Origin of the sequence: Pseudomonas sp. IT-P74 (genome assembly GCF_949768175.1) — a bacterium.
Taxonomy (GTDB): Bacteria; Pseudomonadota; Gammaproteobacteria; order Pseudomonadales; family Pseudomonadaceae; genus Aquipseudomonas.
The window spans coordinates 65,334-86,630 of record NZ_CATKQD010000006.1; the positions used below are offsets into that span (position 1 = coordinate 65,334).

General features: G+C 58.6%; 21 protein-coding genes. 11 read left to right on the top strand and 10 right to left on the bottom strand.

Features of this window, described 5'->3' with window-relative positions:
- Positions 1-31: 31 nt before the first annotated feature.
- The 6 genes from glyA to ACM6J5_RS05905 all read left to right on the top strand — a co-directional run bounded on the left by glyA (position 32) and on the right by ACM6J5_RS05905 (position 5,919).
- Positions 32-1,285 carry a serine hydroxymethyltransferase gene (glyA, locus tag ACM6J5_RS05880; protein ID WP_095942056.1) on the top strand — a complete coding sequence of 418 codons (1,254 nt, stop codon included), beginning with the start codon at positions 32-34 and terminating at the stop codon, positions 1,283-1,285.
- Between the two features lie 328 nt (positions 1,286-1,613).
- A complete protein-coding gene (locus ACM6J5_RS05885) occupies positions 1,614-2,186 on the top strand; it encodes a hypothetical protein (RefSeq protein WP_141249982.1) in 573 nt (190 codons plus the stop codon).
- Positions 2,187-2,271: 85 nt separating this feature from the next.
- The gene (locus ACM6J5_RS05890; protein ID WP_095942054.1) at positions 2,272-2,826 is read left to right on the top strand and encodes a hypothetical protein; all 555 of its coding nucleotides are present in this window, start codon (positions 2,272-2,274) and stop codon (positions 2,824-2,826) included.
- Between the two features lie 296 nt (positions 2,827-3,122).
- Positions 3,123-4,436 (top strand): C4-dicarboxylate transporter DctA, encoded by a 1,314-nt coding sequence (locus ACM6J5_RS05895; RefSeq protein ID WP_095942053.1) that lies wholly within the window; start codon positions 3,123-3,125, stop codon positions 4,434-4,436.
- 69 nt (positions 4,437-4,505) lie between these two features.
- Positions 4,506-5,210, top strand: a complete 705-nt coding sequence (locus ACM6J5_RS05900) for a FadR/GntR family transcriptional regulator (RefSeq protein WP_095942052.1) — start codon at positions 4,506-4,508, stop codon at positions 5,208-5,210.
- A gap of 25 nt (positions 5,211-5,235) precedes the next feature.
- Positions 5,236-5,919, top strand: a complete 684-nt coding sequence (locus ACM6J5_RS05905) for a GntR family transcriptional regulator (protein ID WP_150672711.1) — start codon at positions 5,236-5,238, stop codon at positions 5,917-5,919.
- Positions 5,920-6,020: 101 nt separating this feature from the next.
- On the opposite strand, the gene yjiA is transcribed toward ACM6J5_RS05905, so the two are convergent.
- From yjiA to ACM6J5_RS05920, 3 genes are all read right to left on the bottom strand, one after another.
- Positions 6,021-6,992 carry a GTPase gene (gene yjiA / locus ACM6J5_RS05910; RefSeq protein WP_095942050.1) on the bottom strand — a complete coding sequence of 324 codons (972 nt, stop codon included), beginning with the start codon at positions 6,990-6,992 and terminating at the stop codon, positions 6,021-6,023.
- 162 nt (positions 6,993-7,154) lie between these two features.
- Complete coding sequence (locus ACM6J5_RS05915; RefSeq protein ID WP_008371622.1) at positions 7,155-7,352, bottom strand: YbdD/YjiX family protein; 198 nt, start codon at positions 7,350-7,352, stop codon at positions 7,155-7,157.
- Positions 7,353-7,367: 15 nt separating this feature from the next.
- Entirely contained in the window at positions 7,368-9,434 is a 2,067-nt protein-coding gene (locus ACM6J5_RS05920; protein WP_150672709.1) for a carbon starvation CstA family protein, read from the bottom strand.
- A 160-nt stretch (positions 9,435-9,594) separates the two neighbouring features.
- Between ACM6J5_RS05920 and ACM6J5_RS05925 the strand changes: the two genes are divergently transcribed.
- A complete protein-coding gene (locus ACM6J5_RS05925) occupies positions 9,595-9,963 on the top strand; it encodes a PilZ domain-containing protein (RefSeq protein WP_414927998.1) in 369 nt (122 codons plus the stop codon).
- Between the two features lie 128 nt (positions 9,964-10,091).
- Here ACM6J5_RS05925 and radA read toward each other — a convergent pair whose 3' ends face one another.
- Entirely contained in the window at positions 10,092-11,459 is a 1,368-nt protein-coding gene (gene radA / locus ACM6J5_RS05930) for a DNA repair protein RadA (protein WP_414927999.1), read from the bottom strand.
- Positions 11,460-12,057: 598 nt separating this feature from the next.
- Between radA and mscL the strand changes: the two genes are divergently transcribed.
- Positions 12,058-12,471, top strand: coding sequence for a large-conductance mechanosensitive channel protein MscL (gene mscL / locus ACM6J5_RS05935; protein WP_095942048.1), 414 nt, complete (start codon positions 12,058-12,060; stop codon positions 12,469-12,471).
- A gap of 42 nt (positions 12,472-12,513) precedes the next feature.
- Here mscL and ACM6J5_RS05940 read toward each other — a convergent pair whose 3' ends face one another.
- Complete coding sequence (locus tag ACM6J5_RS05940; RefSeq protein ID WP_095942047.1) at positions 12,514-13,290, bottom strand: ferredoxin--NADP reductase; 777 nt, start codon at positions 13,288-13,290, stop codon at positions 12,514-12,516.
- Positions 13,291-13,594: 304 nt separating this feature from the next.
- On the opposite strand from ACM6J5_RS05940, the gene ACM6J5_RS05945 reads away from it, so the two are divergent.
- Together ACM6J5_RS05945 and ACM6J5_RS05950 are read left to right on the top strand one after the other, a co-directional pair.
- Positions 13,595-14,308 (top strand): autoinducer binding domain-containing protein, encoded by a 714-nt coding sequence (locus ACM6J5_RS05945; protein WP_095942046.1) that lies wholly within the window; start codon positions 13,595-13,597, stop codon positions 14,306-14,308.
- A gap of 175 nt (positions 14,309-14,483) precedes the next feature.
- Positions 14,484-15,608, top strand: coding sequence for a methyltransferase (locus tag ACM6J5_RS05950; protein WP_095942045.1), 1,125 nt, complete (start codon positions 14,484-14,486; stop codon positions 15,606-15,608).
- A gap of 62 nt (positions 15,609-15,670) precedes the next feature.
- Here ACM6J5_RS05950 and ACM6J5_RS05955 read toward each other — a convergent pair whose 3' ends face one another.
- From ACM6J5_RS05955 to ACM6J5_RS05965, 3 genes are all read right to left on the bottom strand, one after another.
- A complete protein-coding gene (locus ACM6J5_RS05955; RefSeq protein ID WP_095942044.1) occupies positions 15,671-15,838 on the bottom strand; it encodes a DUF2474 domain-containing protein in 168 nt (55 codons plus the stop codon).
- An 88-nt stretch (positions 15,839-15,926) separates the two neighbouring features.
- On the bottom strand, positions 15,927-16,934 hold the full coding sequence (gene cydB / locus ACM6J5_RS05960; RefSeq protein ID WP_056728750.1) for a cytochrome d ubiquinol oxidase subunit II: 1,008 nt from the start codon (positions 16,932-16,934) through the stop codon (positions 15,927-15,929).
- A gap of 3 nt (positions 16,935-16,937) precedes the next feature.
- A complete protein-coding gene (locus tag ACM6J5_RS05965) occupies positions 16,938-18,374 on the bottom strand; it encodes a cytochrome ubiquinol oxidase subunit I (RefSeq protein WP_095942043.1) in 1,437 nt (478 codons plus the stop codon).
- Between the two features lie 395 nt (positions 18,375-18,769).
- Here ACM6J5_RS05965 and ACM6J5_RS05970 point away from each other — a divergent pair, with 395 nt between their 5' ends.
- Positions 18,770-20,020 carry an MFS transporter gene (locus ACM6J5_RS05970; protein WP_095942042.1) on the top strand — a complete coding sequence of 417 codons (1,251 nt, stop codon included), beginning with the start codon at positions 18,770-18,772 and terminating at the stop codon, positions 20,018-20,020.
- Between the two features lie 5 nt (positions 20,021-20,025).
- On the opposite strand, the gene ACM6J5_RS05975 is transcribed toward ACM6J5_RS05970, so the two are convergent.
- Both ACM6J5_RS05975 and ACM6J5_RS05980 read right to left on the bottom strand, forming a co-directional pair.
- On the bottom strand, positions 20,026-20,577 hold the full coding sequence (locus ACM6J5_RS05975) for a DJ-1 family glyoxalase III (protein WP_095942041.1): 552 nt from the start codon (positions 20,575-20,577) through the stop codon (positions 20,026-20,028).
- A gap of 68 nt (positions 20,578-20,645) precedes the next feature.
- Positions 20,646-21,092 (bottom strand): DUF4879 domain-containing protein, encoded by a 447-nt coding sequence (locus tag ACM6J5_RS05980; RefSeq protein ID WP_150672705.1) that lies wholly within the window; start codon positions 21,090-21,092, stop codon positions 20,646-20,648.
- Positions 21,093-21,297: the final 205 nt, after the last annotated feature.

A 21,297-nucleotide genomic window follows, 5' to 3' on the forward strand; every position in this document is an offset into this window, starting at 1 on the left:
CCTTTTCCGCCCCCGATCCTTGAGGACCGCCATGTTCAGCCGTGATTTGACTATTGCCAAGTACGACGCCGACCTTTTTGCCGCCATGGAGCAAGAAGCTCAGCGCCAGGAAGAACACATCGAGCTGATCGCTTCGGAAAACTACACCAGCCCAGCGGTGATGGAAGCTCAAGGCTCGGTACTGACCAACAAGTACGCCGAAGGCTACCCGGGCAAGCGCTACTACGGTGGTTGCGAGTACGTCGACGTCGTCGAGCAGCTTGCAATTGATCGAGCAAAAGAGCTGTTCGGTGCCGACTACGCCAACGTTCAGCCGCACGCCGGTTCGCAAGCCAACAGCGCCGTTTACCTGGCCCTGCTGTCGGCTGGCGACACCATCCTGGGCATGAGCCTGGCCCACGGTGGTCACCTGACCCACGGTGCCAGCGTTTCGTCTTCGGGCAAGCTGTACAACGCCATCCAGTACGGCATCGACGCCAACGGCCTGATCGACTACGACGAAGTCGAGCGCCTGGCCGTTGAGCACAAGCCGAAAATGATCGTGGCCGGTTTCTCTGCCTACTCGCAGATCCTCGACTTCCCGCGCTTCCGTGCAATCGCCGACAAGGTAGGTGCCTACCTGTTCGTCGACATGGCCCACGTGGCCGGCCTGGTCGCCGCTGGTGTCTACCCGAACCCGGTTCCATTCGCTGACGTCGTGACCACCACCACCCACAAGACCCTGCGCGGTCCTCGTGGCGGCCTGATCCTGGCTCGCGCCAACGCCGACATCGAGAAGAAGCTGAACTCCGCCGTATTCCCGGGCGCCCAGGGCGGCCCGCTGGAGCACGTGATCGCGGCCAAGGCGATCTGCTTCAAGGAAGCGCTGCAGCCTGAGTTCAAGGCTTACCAGCAACAAGTGGTGAAGAACGCCCAGGCCATGGCCAGCGTGTTCATCGAGCGCGGTTTCGACGTGGTTTCCGGTGGTACTCAGAACCACCTGTTCCTGCTGTCGCTGATCAAGCAGGAAATCTCCGGTAAAGACGCCGATGCCGCGCTGGGCAAAGCGTTCATCACCGTGAACAAGAACTCCGTGCCAAACGATCCACGCTCCCCGTTCGTCACCTCCGGCCTGCGCTTCGGCACCCCGGCAGTGACCACTCGTGGCTTCAAGGAAGCAGAGTGCAAGGAACTGGCCGGCTGGATCTGCGACATCCTGGCTGACCTGAATAACGAAGCGGTGATCGATGCCGTTCGTGAGAAGGTCAAGGCCATCTGCAAGAAGCTGCCGGTATACGGCGCTTAATCAGCCCCGCTAAATCCGCAGCATGAAAAACCGGCCAATTGATTGGCCGGTTTTTTTTCGTCTGCACTAATGTCCTCACACGCCGGAAATATATCTGGTGCCGTTGTTCTGCGTTCAACACTCAAAACCTGAAACAATAACCCCCTCCAAAAAACTGCCTGAAACAGATAATTAACTGTTACTGTTAGCTCACAAAAACAACAACAAAATAACCAACCAACTATATTTGCCCTGACTCACAACTTCCCACACGCACCTGGTTGCACTGACAATATCGAAAGCAACACCCCACGCTAAAAAACAACTCATAAAATTCAAGGATGAATTAATGACTACAAACAGACAAAAGTCTTTCATAGCAACATTGGAACTGGACAATCAACATGTTGACTTCCTAGGTTCATTACATGGCACGCCCGCCATACGCAACGACTCATTGTTCTCTGGCGGTTTTTACACCGGAGCACCAACACCACGGGACGATTCTCATCTGCTAGGCCGTCGTCCTGTACAGGAAGTCCACAACGCTGTGCCGATCACGATTTACTTTCGTTGTACAGATGATTACTACCACCTTTATATCCGCTCCCATACCACTTACACAGGGCATTGCGTGAGCAAGGATTTTGCCGGGGTTCTAGGTGCATTTCTTCCCGCTGGCAGCGACACCACATCGTTCAACCTCCTGAACCTGGAAAACCGGATCATCACCCTGGAAGACATGGGCAGTGATATCCAGCGACTCCGGCTCAAGGTTCGTCACTCGAAGAAAATCGGCAGCATCCGTCGCAGGGGGGCGCCTTATAGCTATCTGGCCGAAATTGATGATAAAGGCATGGTATTCAAGTTGCGAATCATCGAGCGCAATGCATCGTTCCTGAGTGATCCGAACGAAGTCTGACACACAGCACAAACATCGCTCGCACGTTATTCCCGCTGCAGGAACAGCGCCTATCCACCAATACTCAAAACCTTCAGGTACAAACATGAGCACTGACCAGGAAAAATCATTCATTGCAACTCTCAGCACTCGCTATGGCCGCCCTCATTTTCCAAAGTTGACGTACCGCAAAAAAATCACAACTCCACGCCCTGACTACGAAGCGTTTACGTTCTCTCATTATATCGATGTTTCCAACTACCTCTTCTTGAAGCCTGGCATCCCCAGCGACGCACTGAAATTTTACTTCAGGTGTCTCGACGACTATTACACCCTCTATATATTCACTCCAGGCGAGTATTACTACATGACAGTAAGTAGAGAGGAGAAAGATTTCTTGAATGCTTATGCAACGAACGATGGCGACCAGACGACTTTCAACTTGCTGGATGCAAGAGGCAAAATCATCACGCTGGATCAACTCGATAACGACACACCCACCATCAGGATACAGACGCGAGGGGGTCACCTTCTGCGGGCGGGTCTGAGCCGCAATAAATATGACCCCAAGGTCGGGACATTCATTCGGACCAACGCAACCCGCAGCTCGAGCATCCTGGACTTCAAACTGAACATCCTTCAACGCAATGTGCCTTATTAGGGGAAGTCGCTGCGCGAATACCGCCTGCGCATCATGGTTAACCAGTCTGCCCGTAGCACGAGAAAGCCTGGCCAGTAATGGCTGGGCTTTTTTCATCCGTATTTTTCACTGGATCGTGATGCATCGCGCAACTGGTCAGACCGGTCATGCCAATTTTTAGATTTTCACTTGTATTTCGGAAAAAACCGAGCGTAGACTGCGCCTGCACTGGACATACCGGTAAGACCACAATAATTAAGTCCTGAATCTGATGTGTTCCGCACACGGCAGCCAGGACACCGACCAGGATTCCTCCCATGCTCAGATGGTGCTCGCGTTCAATCTTCCTCCAAGTGGTTCTCGGACTGGTGCTCGGCATCGTCTGCGGGCTGACCCTTCCCGAATACTCCGCTCAGCTCAAACCGCTCGGTGACGGTTTTATCAAGCTGATCAAAATGCTCATTGGCTTGATTGTGTTTTGCGTAGTGGTCAGCGGCATCAGCGGTGCTGGCGACCTGAAGAAGGTCGGCCGTATCGGCCTCAAATCGGTGATCTACTTCGAAGTGCTGACCACCATCGCCCTGGTGATCGGCCTGGTGTTCGCCTTCAGCACCGGCATCGGAAGCGGCGCGAACATTCACCTGGAGCAGCTTTCCGCAGCCGACATGGGCGACATTGCCCAGCGCGGCCAGCACATGCACACCACCACGCAGTTCCTGATGGACCTGATACCGACGTCGGTGATCGGAGCCTTTGCCGATAACAACATCCTGCAGGTCCTGCTGTTCTCCGTGCTGTTCGGCAGTGCGCTGAATCTGGTGGGCGAGGCGGCATCGGGTATTTCGCGGCTGATCAATGAACTCAGCCACGTGATTTTCCGCATCATGGGCATGATCGTGCGCCTGGCGCCGATCGGTGTGTTCGGTGCGATCGCCTTCACCACCAGCAAATATGGCCTGGACTCGCTGCAGCACCTGGGCAGCCTGGTCGGCCTCTTCTACCTGACCTGCGTGGCTTTCGTGACGCTGATTCTCGGTCTGGTGATGCGCCTCTCCGGCCTGAAGATGTGGCCATTGCTCAAATACCTGCGCGAAGAACTGCTGATCGTCATGGGCACCGCTTCGTCCGACGCCGTGCTGCCACAAATCATGCGCAAGCTTGAGCATCTGGGCATCGGCAGCTCGACGGTCGGTCTGGTGATTCCAACGGGTTACTCGTTCAACCTCGACGGTTTCTCGATCTACCTGACCCTGGCCATCGTGTTCATCGCCAATGCCACCGGCACGCCGCTGGCAATGACCGACCTGCTGACGATTCTGTTGGTATCGTTGATCACCTCCAAGGGGGCCCACGGCATTCCGGGCTCGGCGCTGGTGATTCTGGCGGCCACCCTGACGGCCATTCCGGCCATTCCGGTGGTGGGTCTGGTGCTGGTACTGGCCGTGGACTGGTTCATGGGCATCGGCCGGGCCCTGACCAACCTGATCGGCAACTGTGTGGCGACCGTCGCCATTGCGCGGTGGGAAAAGGACATCGATGTGCAGCGGGCGAACAAGGTACTTTCGGGCCAGGCGGGTTATACCTTCCAGCCGAGAAAACCGGTCGCACCGGCGCATCAGCAGGAATTCTGAATCAACGGTGTGCCGGCCTCGCCTTGGCCGGCACACCTTCACCCCTTTTAGATGCTCATGGAGCGAACAGTGATTACCTCGTCGACCGTTGTAACTTCAGTCGTGGAAAAACTTCGGGCCGCTTTGGCCCGAGGTCAGTGGCGCTCCGGCGAAATGCTGCCGGGGCAACGTGAACTGGCCGAACAACTGGGTATCAGCCGCCCGAGCCTGCGTGAGGCGGTCATCGTCCTGGAAACCCTTGGCCTGGTGCGTTCGATGCCGGGCAAAGGCGTCGTCGTGCTCGAGGCCAGTCTCAGCGATGGCCAGTCCCACGACAGCGCGGTGGCCGCAGCGAGCCTGGAAGACGTGCTGCAACTGCGCTACACCCTGGAGCCGTTCATAGTCGGTCTCGTGGCCCAGTCCATCAGCAGCAAGGAAGTCGGGCAACTGCGCCTGACCCTGATGGACATGCGCGAAGCCCTGGAGGCCAATGACAGTGAAGCCGGCGTCAGCGCCTACATCGCGTTCCACGAAGAGCTGTTCACGCTGACGTCGAACCCGATCTTCCAGAGCGTGGTCCAGCAAACCAGCAATGCCCTCAAGCAAAGCGCCGAAGTGTTGCGCAACTCCCCGGAGCATCTGGCTGAACGCCTAGAAGAAAACGAAGCCGTGGTGCGGGCGATCCGCAGCAAGAACAGCGCTCAGGCCAGCGTCGAGATGCGTCGGCACATTTTGCGCGAAGGCCAGCGCATGGGCATCGAACTGAACATTCCGGAAGACAACCTCGGCAGTTGAAACCTCTTCGAACTGGAGATTGGCCATGAACAACTACGCCTCGCCACAAACGCTCGCTACCCTGCCCGTCCGCCCTTCGGTGGATGATCTGTATTCGCGGGTCCTGGACGCCATTTTCGAACAGCGCATCCATTCGGCCAGCCGCTTTACCGAAGAAAGCCTGGCGCAGATGTTCGGTGCAAGGCGCAGCGACATGCGTGACGTGCTGACGCGACTGTCCCATCAGCAGGTCATCATCCTTCGCGTCAACCATCGTCCCCGCGTCGCTGAACTTGATGTCGAGCAGACCCGGCAAACACTGCATGCCCGGCGCCTGGCCGAGGTCATGCTGGTGCGGTTGGCCTGCCAGCGACCCTGCGCGCAAGGCTTGAAGCGCCTGCGGACACTGGTCGACAACGAGCGTCAATGCGCCGAACGTGGCCGGGCGATTCGCTTGTCGGTAGAGTTTCATTTGCAGTTGGCACAAATGGCGGGAAATGCACCGCTAGCGCATTTTCTTGAGAGCCTGGTACCGCTGACTTCGTTGGCGATTGCGCAGTTTGACCTGCAGCAGAAGGATTATTACGTGGAGCACATGGAGATGCTGGATGCGCTGGAGCGAGGAGATGCCGCGACGGCGCAAGTCGTGCTCAATCGGCATCTGGACTATCTGGAAGATTTGTTGTTGAACCCTGCATCGGCACTGGGCCAAAACTGTGCCGCAGGTTAAACCGCTTTCGCGAGCAGGATCGCCCCCATAGGGAACTGCACTTCAAATGTGGGAGCGAGCCTGCTCGCGATGCGACTCAAGGCTCACTGCAATGTCTGACTTTAATCCGCCGCCACCCGAGCAAAACCCGCGCGAATCTTCTCTTCCGGCAAATCATCGGCAATGAACACGATCACACTCTCGCGCACGTCGTCTTCCGCCCACTCGGTATCCCAGTCGAAACCATAAAGTTTCAGCACCCCCTGAAACACCATGCGACGCGATTCGCCGAGGATATTCAACACGCCTTTGTAGCGCAGCAGTTGCTTGCCATGGTCTTCCAGCAGTTCATTCATGAACTCGCTGAGCCTGTCGATATCCAGCGGCTTTTCAGTGCGCAGCACCAGGCTGGAAATGCGGTCGATGGATGGGGCCCGGCTGACCGGGCGCAAACTCACGCCGCCACCGAGGTCGGCGTTGAGGTTGAAGCCGCGCACATCGAGTAACTCGGCCAGGTCGATCTTGCCGTGGTCGACCACGCGGATCGGCGCACGGCGGTTGATACGGGTCAGGCGTTCGCTCAACGCGGTGAAGGTCGGCTCGTCCACCAGGTCGCGTTTGCTCACCAGCAAGCGGTCGGCGAATCCGACCTGCGCCTGGGCGATGGTCTGGGTCAGGTGCAAGTCGGCATGTGCCGCGTCCACCAGGGTGATGATGCCGTCGAGGATATAGCGCTCACGCAGCTCTTCGTCGATGAAAAAGGTTTGTGCCACCGGTGCCGGATCGGCCAGGCCGGTGCATTCGATCACCAGGCGGTCGAAGGCGATGTCGCCCTGGTCCAGACGCTCGAGCAACAGATAAAGCGCTTTGGTCAGGTCCGTGTGGATGGTGCAACAGACACAGCCATTGGACAGTGTCATCACCTGTACCGGCTCATCGCCCAACAGCTGGGTATCGATACCGGCATCGCTGAATTCGTTCTCGATCACCGCAATTTTCAGACCGTGCTCGGCCTTGAGCAGATGACGCAACAGGGTGGTCTTGCCGGCGCCGAGGAAGCCGCTGAGGATCGTGACCGGGATGGGAGAGGACAAAATTGATCTCCTGTTTCACAAAACTGATAAACAACACAAAACAAATGTGGGAGCGAGCTTGCTCGCGATAGCGGCTTAACATTCAACATCACTGTTGATTGACAGTCCGCCATCGCGAGCAAGCTCGCTCCCACAGGTATTGCTGTTAATCCGACAACCGGATCAACAGCACTTGGGCCCACCCTTGCCACCGTAACGGGCTTCCTGACGCTCGCGGAAGAACGCCTCGTAGTCCATCACCGGTTTGTCCGGGTGTTTGGTCTGCATATGCTCGACGTAGTTGTCGTAGTCGGGCATGCCGACCATCAGGCGCGCGGCCTGACCGAGGTATTTACCGAGGCGACTCAGGTCATTGAACATGCTGCAATCCTCTGATTACGCATCCGGCAGCGCCTGGAATGGCGATTCTTTATCCGTACGCTCTTTTTTACCCCAGGCGGCAATACCGACCTTGAGTGCATAGAACAGGATGCTGAACACCACGAACAGGAACAGCGCGGTCAGCGTCGCGTTGGTGTAGGCGTTGAAGATCACGTGCTGCATCTGGGTGATGTCCTTGGCCGGGGCGAGGATCTGGCCGTTGGCCAGCGCATCGCTGTATTTCTCCGCAAGGGCCAGGAAGCCGATCGCCGGGTTGGCGTCGAACAGCTTGATGAAGCCCGCTGTCGTGGTGCAGATCAACAGCCACACCGCCGGCAACATGGTGACCCAGACATACCGCTGGCGCTTCATCTTGATCAGCACGACGGTGCCGAGCATCAACGCGATACCGGCCAGCATCTGGTTAGAGATACCGAACAGCGGCCACAGGGTGTTGATGCCACCCAATGGATCGATCACGCCCTGGTACAGCAACCAGCCCCACATGGCCACACAACCGGCGGTGGCAATCAGGTTGGCGGTCCAGGATTCGGTACGTTTCAGCGCCGGGACGAAGGAGCCGAGCAAGTCCTGCAGCATGAAACGCCCGGCACGTGTACCGGCGTCGACCGCGGTCAGGATGAACAGCGCTTCGAACAGGATCGCGAAGTGGTACCAGAACGCCATGGTGTTCTCGCCCGGCAGAACGCTGTGCAGGATCTGCGCGATACCGACTGCCAGGGTCGGCGCACCACCGGCACGGGCCAGAATGGTGGTTTCACCGATGTCGTGGGCCACCGCTTGCAGCGCTTCCGGGGTAATGGCGAAGCCCCAGTTGCTGACGGCTGTCGCAACCGCCACCACATCACCGCCGACCACGGCCGCCGGGCTGTTCATGGCGAAGTACACGCCAGGCTCAATCACCGAAGCGGCAACCATGGCCATGATCGCCACGAAGGACTCCATCAGCATGCCGCCGTAACCGATGTAGCGGGCGTTGGTTTCGTTATCCAGCAGTTTCGGCGTGGTCCCGGAGGAGATCAGCGCATGGAAACCCGATACCGCGCCACAGGCGATGGTGATGAACAGGAACGGGAACAGACCGCCCTTCCATACCGGACCGGTGCCGTCGACGAACTGGGTCAGGGCCGGCATTTTCAGCTCGGGCATGGTCACCAGGATGCCGATGGCCAGGGCGACGATGGTGCCGATTTTCAGGAAGGTGGAGAGGTAGTCACGGGGCGCCAGGATCAGCCACACCGGCAACACCGCTGCAACAAAACCGTAACCGATCAACATCCAGGTGATCTGGATACCGGTAAAGCTGAACGCCTTGGCCCACACCGGATCCGCGGCAATCTGCCCGCCGAGCCAGATCGAACCGAGCAGCAACAGCACGCCGATCACCGAAATTTCGCCGATGCGGCCCGGGCGGATGTAGCGCATGTAGATGCCCATGAACATCGCGATCGGGATGGTCGCCATCACCGTGAAAATCCCCCACGGGCTCTCGGCCAGGGCTTTCACCACGATCAGCGCCAGCACCGCAAGGATGATGATCATGATCAGGAAGCAGCCGAACAGCGCGATGGTGCCGGGGATGCGGCCCATTTCTTCGCGGACCATGTCGCCCAGGGAACGACCGTTGCGGCGGGTGGACATGAACAGGACCATGAAGTCCTGAACTGCACCGGCCAGCACCACGCCGGCAATCAGCCACAGCGTGCCGGGCAGGTAGCCCATCTGCGCCGCCAACACCGGACCGACCAAAGGCCCCGCGCCGGCGATGGCGGCGAAGTGGTGACCGAACAGGATGTGCTTGTTGGTTGGAACGTAGTCCAGACCGTCATTATTGAGCACAGCGGGAGTGGCCCGCCGCGCATCGAGTTGCATGACATTGTTAGCGATGAACAGACTGTAGTAGCGGTAGGCGACCAGATAGATGGCCACGGCAGCGACCACAATCCACAAGGCGTTGATTGCCTCGCCTCGGCGCAATGCCACTACACCCAGGGCGCACGCACCTACGATTGCCAGCACCAGCCAAGGCAAATGGCGTAGCGGGCTATTATTATTTTTCATTTTATTATTCCAGCCAGAGTGGACAAGAAAGACAGCCACCCCGAGTTTAGCGCTCCTGACGGCAAAGACCATACCCCGACATTGGTCTAGACACCTGCACGCGCTGGCAGCCTCTGATCATGCGGGTCTATAGTCAGCGTACATTTCCGAGGATCGCGCCATGAGCGAGCACCCTGCCGAACGTCGCCGCTTCAAACGTATTGCGTTCGATGCCCGAACCGAGCTGAGTCAGGGCGAGTCCACTTGGACGGTGAAGTTGATTGATCTGTCGCTAAAGGGCTTGCTGATCGAGCGACCCGATCCGTGGCGGGGCAATCCGCAGCAGGATTTCCTGGTCGACATTCATCTGAGCGAAGAGGCCGACATCACCATGGATGTGCAACTGGCCCACGACGACCATGGTCAACTCGGGTTTGTCTGCCTGCACATCAGCCTGGAGTCCATCGAGCGCCTGCGGCGATTGATCGAGCTCAACCTGGCGGATGAGGCTGAGCTCGAGCGAGAGCTGGGCGCCCTGATCGAAATCTAGCCATCATCGAATTCCCCTGTAGGAGCGAGCCTGCTCGCGATTGCAATCTGACAGTCACATTACTGCTGGCTGACACACCGAAATCGCGAGCAGGCTCACTCCTACAGGGTTTGTGTTTCGTCTGTTAGTCACTCGAATAGCGCGTCCAGTGCCTGCTCCAGACGCGTGACAGCAATGATCTGCAAGCCAGCTGGCGCCTCCTTCGGCGCATTGCCCTTGGGTACGATGGCCCGCTTGAAGCCGTGCTTGGCAGCTTCTTTCAAGCGTTCCTGACCGCTCGGCACCGGGCGCACCTCGCCGGAAAGTCCGACCTCTCCGAATACCAGCAGATCGTGGGGTAACGGCCGGTTGCGCAAACTGGACATCACCGCCGCCATCAACGCCAGGTCGGACGCCGTTTCCAGCACCTTGACCCCGCCGACCACGTTGAGAAACACGTCCTGGTCATGGGTCGGAATGCCGCCGTGACGGTGCAGCACCGCCAGCAACATTGCCAGCCGGTTCTGATCCAGCCCCAGTGTGACCCGACGGGGGTTGGCCAGGTGACTGTCGTCCACCAGCGCCTGTACCTCCACCAGCATCGGCCGCGTGCCTTCCCAGGTTGCCATCACTACGCTACCCGGGACTTCTTCCTGGGCACGGGTCAGAAAAATCGCCGAAGGGTTGGAGACTTCTTTCAGGCCCTTGTCGGTCATGCCGAACACGCCCAGTTCATTGACTGCACCGAAACGGTTCTTCACCGCTCGCAGCAGGCGCAGGCGCCCGTCGGACTCGCCTTCGAAATACAGCACGGTATCGACCATGTGCTCCAGCACCCGAGGGCCAGCCAGCGCGCCTTCCTTGGTGACGTGGCCCACCAGGAAAATCGCCGTGCCGCTCTGTTTGGCATAACGCACCAGCAACGCCGCGCTTTCTCGAACCTGGGATACACCGCCCGGTGCCGATTGCAGTTGCTCGGTAAAGATCGTCTGGATCGAGTCGATCACCATCACCTTGGGCTTTTCCTGACGGGCCGTGGCGATGATGGCTTCGATGCAGGTTTCAGTCATGACCCGCAGTTGATCCTGAGGCAACCCCAGGCGCCGCGCACGCATGGCCACTTGCTGCTGGGATTCCTCACCGGTGACGTACAGCGCCGGCATGCTCTTGGCGAGGTTGCACAAGGTTTGCAACAGAATGGTCGACTTGCCAATGCCGGGGTCGCCACCGATCAGCACCACCGAGCCATCCACCAGACCGCCCCCCAGAACCCGGTCGAGCTCGCTGGAAGCGGTGGAGAAGCGTGGAATTTCTTCGACGCTGACTTCGGCCAGGGTCTTGATCTGCGCCTGCTGGCCGACCCAGCCGGTACGACCGCTGGGGGCGGCTGCCCCGCCGCTTTCCACCATGGTTTCGGTGAGCGTGTTCCAGGCCCCGCACTCACCGCACTGGCCGGCCCATTTGGGGAAGGTTGAGCCGCACTCGGTGCAGCCGTACATGCGCTTGGCCTTGGCCATCGGAACTCCCGGAAAAAAACGCGATGATAGCTCAGCTGAAGCGCACGAGTGCAGCCAGATACTTCTCAACCCTTTTTGATGACTTCAAATACCCCCAACAAAAACATGTATATTGATGTTCACCCACCAAACAAAACCTTGTATAAGTTTTCCGCTCAACATGACCAACAAACTCCAAAGACATGCCCGACTGAAATCCTGAAAACTTATACAAACTTTGTTCATTTACATACTTAATGCACAACTCCGAAAACACGTACACACAGCACAGTGATTAATTCAGGGAAACTCGGCACCTGTTAGACACCCCAAAAAATTAACGAAACAGTTCATGTCGCTACAACTGCCTGACCAACTTTAACGTCCCCGACCGCAACCTTGGCTCGCTCACACAAACAAAGCCATTTCGCTGAAAAAACATCGCATGCAAAACACTGCGCAAGGCCTGACTGCCCACAGACGGGATCAATCGGCGAATTTTTCGACACCATCCGCTGGCGATTGCAGGCAAGCACGGCAGGCCCGTTGATTCGAGCAAAATGCGACTTGCTGATTTACACTGCGTTCATCAACCTCATCTGTAACAAGGAAATAACCTATGGGCGTGCTAAATGAGTTCAAGGCCTTCGCGGTCAAAGGCAACGTGGTCGACATGGCTGTCGGCATCATCATCGGCGCGGCCTTCGGCAAGATCGTCACCTCGTTTGTCGGTGACCTGGTCATGCCTCCCATCGGGATGCTGATCGGTGGCGTGGACTTCAGTGATCTGGCCATAACGCTCAAGGCAGCGGAGGGCGCCGCTCCGGCGGTGGTGCTGGCCTATGGCAAATTCATCCAGACCATCATCGACTTTGTCATTGTCGCCTTCGCGATCTTCATGGGCGTCAAGGCCATTAACCGCCTGAAGCGCGAAGAGGCCGTGGCCCCTAGCCTGCCGCCGGTTCCAACCAAGGAAGAAGAGTTGCTGGGCGAAATCCGCGACTTGCTCAAGGCCCAGAACAACCGGCCTTGACGGCATTAGCAAAAAAACGGCGCCTACGAGGCGCCGTTTTTCTTACCAGAAGTTTTCCACCGCCACCTGACCGGGCCGCCGGCTGAGGCTCAAGTGCATGTCCCGCTGCTTAAGCAGCTTGCGCGTGTCATCGATCATCTGCGGATTGCCGCACAGCATGACCCGTGAGTGCTCGGGCGTCAGCGCAACACCCGCGGTGCGCTCCAGCTCGCCGTTCTCAATCAGCGTGGTGATCCGCCCGTTCAACGAGCCGGGATGCCGTTCACGAGTGACCGTGGTGATCAACCGCAGTTTATGGGCGTACTCCGCCAGATACTCACGCTTGGCCAGCCCAGCGATCAGCTCCTGATAAGCCAGTTCCCGGGCTTCGCGAACGCTGTAGACCAGGATGATCCGCTCGAATCGCTCCCAGACTTCGAAATCCTGAAGTATCGACAGGAACGGCGCGATGCCCGTGCCTGTGGATAACAACCACAGATCGCGCCCATCGACAAACCGGTCCAGCGTCAGGTAACCGAAGGCCTGGCGGTCGACCAGCAATGCATCATCAACCCCTAGCCGACTCAGCTCGCTGGTGAACTCACCGCCCGGTACGACAATGGAAAAGAACTCGAGGAACTCGTCAAAGGGCGAGGACACCATGGAATAGGCGCGCCATACCGTGCTGCCGTCAGCCTTGGTGACGCCCAGCCGGGCAAACTGCCCCGCCCGAAAACGAAACCCTGCATCCCGGGTGGCACGCAAGGTAAACAGGTTCGGGGTCAGCGGATGAACCTCGAACAAGGTCTGACGGGTAAATTTTTCTTCACTGACGGACATGGAAGGCTCCAATCGAAAGACACCCCAGTGTCCCGCAAAGAAAGCAGCGTAACCACCGACAAATTGTAGTGGTATTAACAAGCACTACTGATCGTTTATTAGATGCGGCATACAACCATGATTATAAAATGACATATGGCATTTCATAACTCATCTATCGCCTAAGAACCTGAACCACACTTTTTCAACAGCCAAAAGAACAAAATTGTCGAACCCCTAGCGTAGGAACTGTCCTACACTTCGTGACGTGTCGGATTTCGGATCCAATATTGCACAAGGACAACAAGCATATGGAGATCACCGTATGGAGATCTGGAAAGAGTCACAGCTCAAACACTTGGCGCACACGCAAGAGATCAATACGGCCTATCGAATCGCGCTCAACTTCGCTAGAAACCTTGGGTATAAATTTTGTGGCTTTTCAATTACTTCGAACTCAGTCGGGGCCCGCGCCAGTTCAGTGAACCTGAACAATTTTCCCCATGAGTGGAACGATCAATATGAAAAAAACAACGCTACGCAAATAGACCCGATAGTAGCGCATTGCAATCACTCAACATTGCCTGTTCTCTGGAGTGAAGAGCTTTTTGCCAGGACGCCATGGCTATGGCAGTTGCTGCGGCAACAAGGTTTGCAGCATGGCTGGTCCCAGGCGGTACACGATGAGGAAACCGGTCTGTGCAGTATCCTCAGCCTGGCCAGAAGCCACTGCCCGATTTCAGCCTATGAGTTGTACGAGCATCTTGGGTTCTCGGTGTTCATCAGCCGCCATTTGCACGCTCTGGCGCTCGGGATGCAACCGAAAAAAACGGTCCGCCCCCAAGCGCCCCCCTTGTCACGACGGGAACTCGAAGTATTGAAACTGTCGGCCGATGGCAAGACGGCCTATGAAATTGCCAGGATCCTCAATTTGAGTGAGCGCACGGTCAATTTTCATGTGCACAGGGCTATCGAGAAGTTCGGCGTCAACAACAAGATTGCGGCAGTCATCGCCGCGGCCCGGTCCGGAGCCATCTGAGAGCGCCCGACTGCGGGAAAACCCGCGGGTAATCCAGGCAAAAAAAACGTACCATTTGCGGTCCCTCCTGAGTGATGGCGTGTAGACCTTCACGACGCAGTACACTCGGACGGCTCCGCCCGCTCCAACGCCTTCGGGCAGCGGGACATCCGTTGATTACCCAGAGCCCCGCCCCATGCCATTGCTCGAAACACCCTTCGCCAGCCTTGACCTGATCCGCCAGCCCGAACAGCAGAACGAACCGCTGCAAGCTTTCGATGCAGCCGATGAATACCTGCTCAATCATCTGGCCGAACAGCAGCCGGCATCGGGCACCCGGGTATTGGTGCTCAATGACAGTTTCGGCGCATTGGCGGCCAGCCTCGCGGGCAAGGTGCGGGTGGTCAGCAGCGGTGATTCGTTCCTGGCCTTGCAGGGTCTGGAAAAGAACCTGGTGCGCAACGGCCTGGCGTTTGATGCGGTGCCGGGCGTACCCGCCAGCGAAACCCCAGCCGGGCCGTTCGACTGCGTACTCATCCGTGTACCGAAAACCCTGGCACTGCTGGAAGAGCAACTGATCCGCCTGCAAGGCCAACTGGCTCCCGGCGCCCAAGTGGTTGCCGCCGCCATGATCAAGCATCTGCCCCGGGCGGCGGGCGACTTGCTGGAGCGTTACATCGGCCCCGTGCAAGCCTCGTTGGCGGTGAAGAAGGCGCGGCTGTTGATTGCCACGGCTCAGGACAAAACGCCAGCGGTGTCGCCTTACCCAACGCGATACAGACTCGACGAACCGGCTATCGAACTGCTCAACCACGCCAATGTGTTTTGCCGCGAAGGCCTGGACATCGGCACCCGGGCATTTTTGCCACACCTGCCGAAAAACCTCGGCTCGGCGCGGGTCGCCGACCTCGGTTGCGGCAACGGCGTCCTGGCCATCGCCAGCGCCCTGCAAAACCCCGAGGCCCACTACACGCTGGTGGACGAGTCGTTCATGGCCGTGCAATCGGCGTCCGAGAACTGGCGCGCAGCCTTGGGTGAACGGGAAGTGATCGTACGCGCCGGTGACGGCCTGGCCGGCCAGGAACCGCAATCGCTTGACGTCGTGCTGTGCAATCCACCGTTTCACCAACAACAGGTGGTGGGCGACTTCCTGGCCTGGCGGATGTTCCAGCAGGCCCGCGAAGCGCTGGTCGTGGGCGGCGCGCTGTACATCGTCGGCAATCGTCACCTGGGTTACCACAGCAAGCTGGCGCGGTTGTTCCGTGGCGTCGAGCAAGTGGCGGCCAATCCGAAATTCGTGATCCTCAAGGCACGCAAGTAACAGAAAAAAAACCCTCCGGTCGGAGGGTCGTAAATCCGTGCCCTGAGGCCACGGGAGAGATGTCAGTGCGTGGTCAGGCCGGCCGCGTTCATGAACAGGCGCATCAGGCTGGCGACGATGAACAGGGCGCCCACGCTGCCGACCCAGATCAAGGCCAACCAGCCGAGCCGCTGCCATAGCGGCTTTTTTTCGGCTTCTTCAATGTCGTGCAGGGTGTGTTTACCGGACATGGCTCATTACTCCGTTTAAGGTGGATGGCGTCTGTGAGGACGCCATCGCGAGCAGGCTCGCTCCTACAAAGGTTCGTGGTGCACAGGACTAGTGATAGCCGTCTTCATGGGTGACCTTGCCGCGGAACACGTAGTAGCTCCAGAAGGTGTAGCCCAGGATGAACGGGATGATGAACAGCGTGCCCACCAGCATGAAGCCCTGGCTTTGCGGCGGCGCGGCGGCATCCCAGATCGAGATCGACGGCGGGATGATGTTCGGCCACAGGCTGATGCCCAATCCGCTGTAACCGAGGAAGATCAGCACCAGGGTCAGCAGGAACGGCGTGTAGTGCGCGTTGCGGGCCACGGCACGGATCAGGCCGTACATCGTCACCAGCACCAGAATCGGCACCGGCATGAACCAGAACAGGTTCGGCATGGTGAACCAGCGAGCGGCGATATCCGTGTGGGCCAACGGGGTCCAGATGCTGACGATGCCGATCACCGCCAGCAGCACGAAAGCCAATGGCCGTGCCAGATCATGCATCTGTTCCTGTAACTTGCCTTCGGTCTTCATGATCAGCCAGGTGCAACCGAGCAAGGCATACGCCACCACCAGCGCCGCACCACAGAACATCGTGAACGGTGTCAGCCAGTCCAGTGAACCACCGGCGAACTGCCGGTTGACCACCGGCAGCCCGTCGATGAACGCGCCAAGCGCAACGCCCTGGAAGAATGTCGCGGTGACCGAGCCACCGATGAACGCCTTGTCCCACAGGTGACGCTTGTCGTCTCTGGCCTTGAAGCGGAACTCGAAGGCCACGCCGCGGAAGATCAGCCCGATCAACATCAGGATCAGCGGCAGGTACAGCGCCGAGAGCACCACCGAATAGGCCAGCGGAAACGCGCCGAACAACGCCGCACCACCCAACACCAGCCAGGTCTCGTTGCCGTCCCACACCGGGGCGACGGTGTTCATCATCACATCGCGATCGGTCTTGCCCGGAATGAACGGGAAGAGAATGCCGATGCCCAGGTCGAAACCGTCCATGACCACGTACATCATGATGCCGAAGATGATGATCACGGCCCAGATCAGCGGAAGATCAATACCCATGATTCAAATCTCCTTGGTCAGGCTGTGATCGGCGTCGGTGTGATCGTCGTCGGCTGCGGAAAACGGCCGGGCCGGCGTGCGTTTCTGGCCGGGGCCACCGTCGTTGGTTTCCTTGCCTTCGTCGGTCTTCGGCCCCTTGCGCACCAGGCGCATCATGTAGCCAAGACCGGCACCAAACAGAGCGAAATAAACCACGACAAACAGGATCAGGGTGATGCTCATCTGCATGAAGCTGTGATTGGACGAGGCATCCGCCGTACGCATCAGGCCATAGACCACCCATGGCTGACGGCCGATTTCCGTGGTGAACCAGCCGGCGAGGATCGCGATCAGGCCGGACGGCCCCATCCACAGCGCCAGGTACAGGAACGGCCGCGAGGTGTAGAGGGTGTCGCGCTTGCGCAGCCACAGGCTCCACAAACCGGTGAAGATCATCAGCATGCCCAGGCCCACCATGATCCGGAACGACCAGAACACGATGGTCGAATTCGGCCGGTCTTCAGGTGGGAACTCCTTGAGTGCCGGCACCTGCTTGTCCAGTGAGTGCGTGAGGATCAGGCTGCCCAGATACGGGATCTCGACGGCGAATCTGGTTTTTTCTTCCTTCATGTCCGGCCAGCCGAACAGGATCAGCGGGGTCGCCTCGTCGCCCTTGTTTTCCCAGTGGCCTTCGATAGCGGCGATTTTCGCCGGCTGATGCTTGAGCGTATTGAGACCGTGGAAATCACCGATGACCGCCTGGATCGGCGCAACGATCAATGCCATCCACATGGCCATCGAGAGCATTTTGCGAATCGCCGGGTTGTCCTTGCCGCGCAGCAAATGCCAGGCCGCGGAAGAACCGACGAAGAAGGCCGTGGCGACGAACGCCGCCGTAGCCATGTGCATCAGGCGATACGGGAACGACGGGTTGAAGATAACCGCCAGCCAGTCGGTGGGTATGACCTGACCGTTGACGATCTCGAAGCCCTGCGGGGTCTGCATCCAGCTATTGGAAGCGAGAATCCAGAACGTGGAGATCAACGTGCCGATGGCCACCATCACGGTGGCGAAGAAGTGCAGGCCACGCCCGACCTTGTTCCAGCCAAACAGCATGACGCCCAGGAACCCGGCTTCGAGGAAGAATGCCGTGAGTACTTCATAGGTCAGCAACGGCCCGGTCACGGAACCGGCGAAGTCCGAGAAACGGCTCCAGTTGGTGCCGAACTGATAGGCCATTACCAGACCGGAAACCACCCCCATGCCGAAGTTGACGGCAAAGATCTTCGACCAGAAATGGTAGAGGTCACGGTAGGTGTCGTTATGGGTTTTCAGCCACAGGCCTTCGAGTACCGCCAGGTAACTCGCCAGGCCGATGGTGATGGCCGGAAACAGGATGTGGAACGAGATGGTGAATGCGAACTGAATTCGGGCGAGATCAAGTGCCTCTAAACCGAACATAAGTCTTCCTCTGTCAGGTAGTACGGCTGCCGGCTTAAGGCCTGCACCCACGGCCCCCACGGATATGGAGTGTGGCGAATCTCTGTTTGTTCTTTTTTTTTGCACGCATCGCAACGCAGGGAGTCTGGCCTTGCGGCCGCCGGATCAAATCCTTTTGTGGGTTTTGACCTGGATCAATCAACGTTGAAAGAGTAGTCCCAATTTCGGGGATGAACCGCGTGGTCTTTTGCCGCGTGACAAGTTGCCTCACGGCTTTTGTCATCCTCAGCAACACATTCCCTGTGGGAACCTGGAGAAAATCGATGTCTGGCTAACTAAAATTTTTGTCACGGCAACTTTCTGTTACAGGTTGGTGATAATCTCGCCGTTCCCCTCTCCCCCAGACTTCCCCGCAGATGCCCAGCCAAGAGCCCTTGCTGTTACGTCACCATCGCCCTTTTCTCGCGTTCTGGCTGGCCCGGGTATTTACCGCCAGCGGCTTCCAGATGCTCACCGTGGCCATCGGCTGGAACCTGTACCAATTGACCGGCAACGTGCTCGACCTGGGTCTGGTCGGCCTGGTCGAGTTCGCCCCGCGTGTACTGTTCATGCTGCACACAGGGCACGTCGCCGACCGCTATGACAGGCGCAAGGTCGCGGCGATCTGCCAGTCTTTGCAGGCATTGATCGCCCTGTCGTTGGCCATCGGCAGCGCGACTGATCATGTCACCCGGGAAATGATCTTTATCCTGGCCTTCCTGCTCGGTGCCGCTCGCTCCTTTGAAATGCCCACCACCCAGGCCCTGCTGCCCAGTATCGTGCCCAGCGCGCTGTTTCCCCGTGCGGTCGCCGCCGCGCAATCGGCCCAGCAATCGGCCACCATCGTCGCCCCGGCCCTCGGCGGTTTGCTCTACGCCTTCGGCAGCGTCTGGGTGTATGGCCCGACGGTACTGCTGTATGTCATCGCCTGTTCGCTGATGCTCAATCTGCCGGCCCGGCAAACCCCGTTGAACAAGGGCAAGGCCACTCTGGATTCGCTTCTGGCGGGCATTCGCTTCATCCGCAGTCGTCCGGACATTCTCGGGGCGATTTCCCTCGATCTGTTTGCGGTGCTATTGGGTGGCGCCACGGCGCTGCTGCCGGTGTTCGCCAAGGACATTCTGCTGACCGGCCCGTGGGGGCTTGGCCTGCTGCGTTCGGCACCGGCGGTGGGCGCGCTGCTGATGTCGCTGTTCCTGGCGCGGTTTGCCGTGGAGCGCAACGTCGGGCGAGTGATGTTCACCGCCGTGGGCATCTTCGGTGTGGCAACCATCGCCTTCGGCCTGTCGACCTCGTTCTGGTTTTCCCTGGCAGTGTTGGTGGTGCTGGGCGCGGCAGACATGATCAGCATGGTGATCCGCGCCTCGTTCGTGCAACTGGAAACCCCGGACGAAATGCGTGGCCGGGTCAGCGCCGTGAATGGTCTGTTCATCGGTGCCTCGAACCAGTTGGGCGAATTCGAATCGGGTCTGACCGCCCACTGGTTCGGCACCGTGCCAGCCGTGGTCATGGGCGGGATCGGCACGCTGGTGGTGACCGGGGTGTGGGTCAAACTGTTCCCGACACTGGCGCGCCGCGATCGCATGCACATGGCTAAAGATGAAGAGACGGAAGAGGCGAAAGTCTAAGCAATCTAAACCAACAACTCCCCCGCCACCGCCGCACGTGTGGGTTTTCCGCAGAGTTGTTCCACCAGCGCCAGGGCAAATGCCAACGCGGCAGCCGAGCCTTGGGCGGTGATGCAGTTGCCATCGACCACTACCGGTTGATCGACGAAGTTACAGCCCAACAGTTGATGGCTGGCCGATGGCAGACAGGTCATGCGTCGTTGACGCAATACGCCAAAGGCCTGCAGCGCCACGGCAGGCGCTTCGGCGATGCCGGCGAACAGACGACCGGCCGCCGCCTGATCCTTGATCAATTGTTGCAGGGGTTGGTGGGCTGCCAGGTGCTGCGAACCCACCGCGCCACCGGGCAAGGCAATCAGGTCGAAGGGTTGCGCCAACAGGTCCACCAGCATCGCATCGGACGTCAGGCGAGTGCCGCGGGCGCAGGTGAGCATGCGTCGCCCTTCGATGCTGGCCACCACCACTTCCACTTTGGCGCGGCGCAGTACGTCTATCAGGGTGACGGTTTGCAGGTCATCGGTACCCTCGGCGAGGGCAATCAAGGCTCTAAAGGTCATCAGGGACTGTCCACGGAATGATCTTTTAAGCGTAGTCAGCTTTCCCGACCCTTGTTCGAGAGCCGTGGTTACTTGATGTAAAGCTGCGTCGACATCGTGTTGCCGGGCGCATTGATCGAGGTGTTGCTGAAGGTCAGCGTTCCTTCCTGCTTGCCCGCCAGATCGAGGGCATACACGTAGCCGACGGTTTTTTCCCCGGGGGTGCAACTGGTCAGGTTGCCGTTCTTGAACGCGCAAACCGGCGTCCGTGTACCGTTCACTTCGAAACCGTCCAGGGCGACATGGGCCTCACGCCCGTAACCCACTTCCAGCACGTACACCATGATGTTCGGGCCATTGTGATCGCAGCGCGTCCGGGCTTGCCCCTCGTCGATATTCTCGACACCACAGGACGGCGACGCGACCTTGAGCACTTTCAATTGCGTCAGCGGTGGAGCCGAGGCCGCCACGGCCGTTTGAGCCCCGAGAAACAACGCCATCCCTACTCCGAAGGCGGCAACCAGACGCTTTTTCATGCAGTACTCATCCCCCCAAAAAACCAGCGCGCAGTATGGCGCACTTGGCTTTGTCGCAAAACATCGACGACGATCACCGCCAAAGCAGCCATATTCCCAAGCTACTGGTATGATGCGCGGCTTTTTCCGGCCCACAGTAATTTCCAGGCGCGTTCTGCTGCCTGTGCTTTGCTGTTGAGGTCGATACATTCACGGCGCCCGGCGC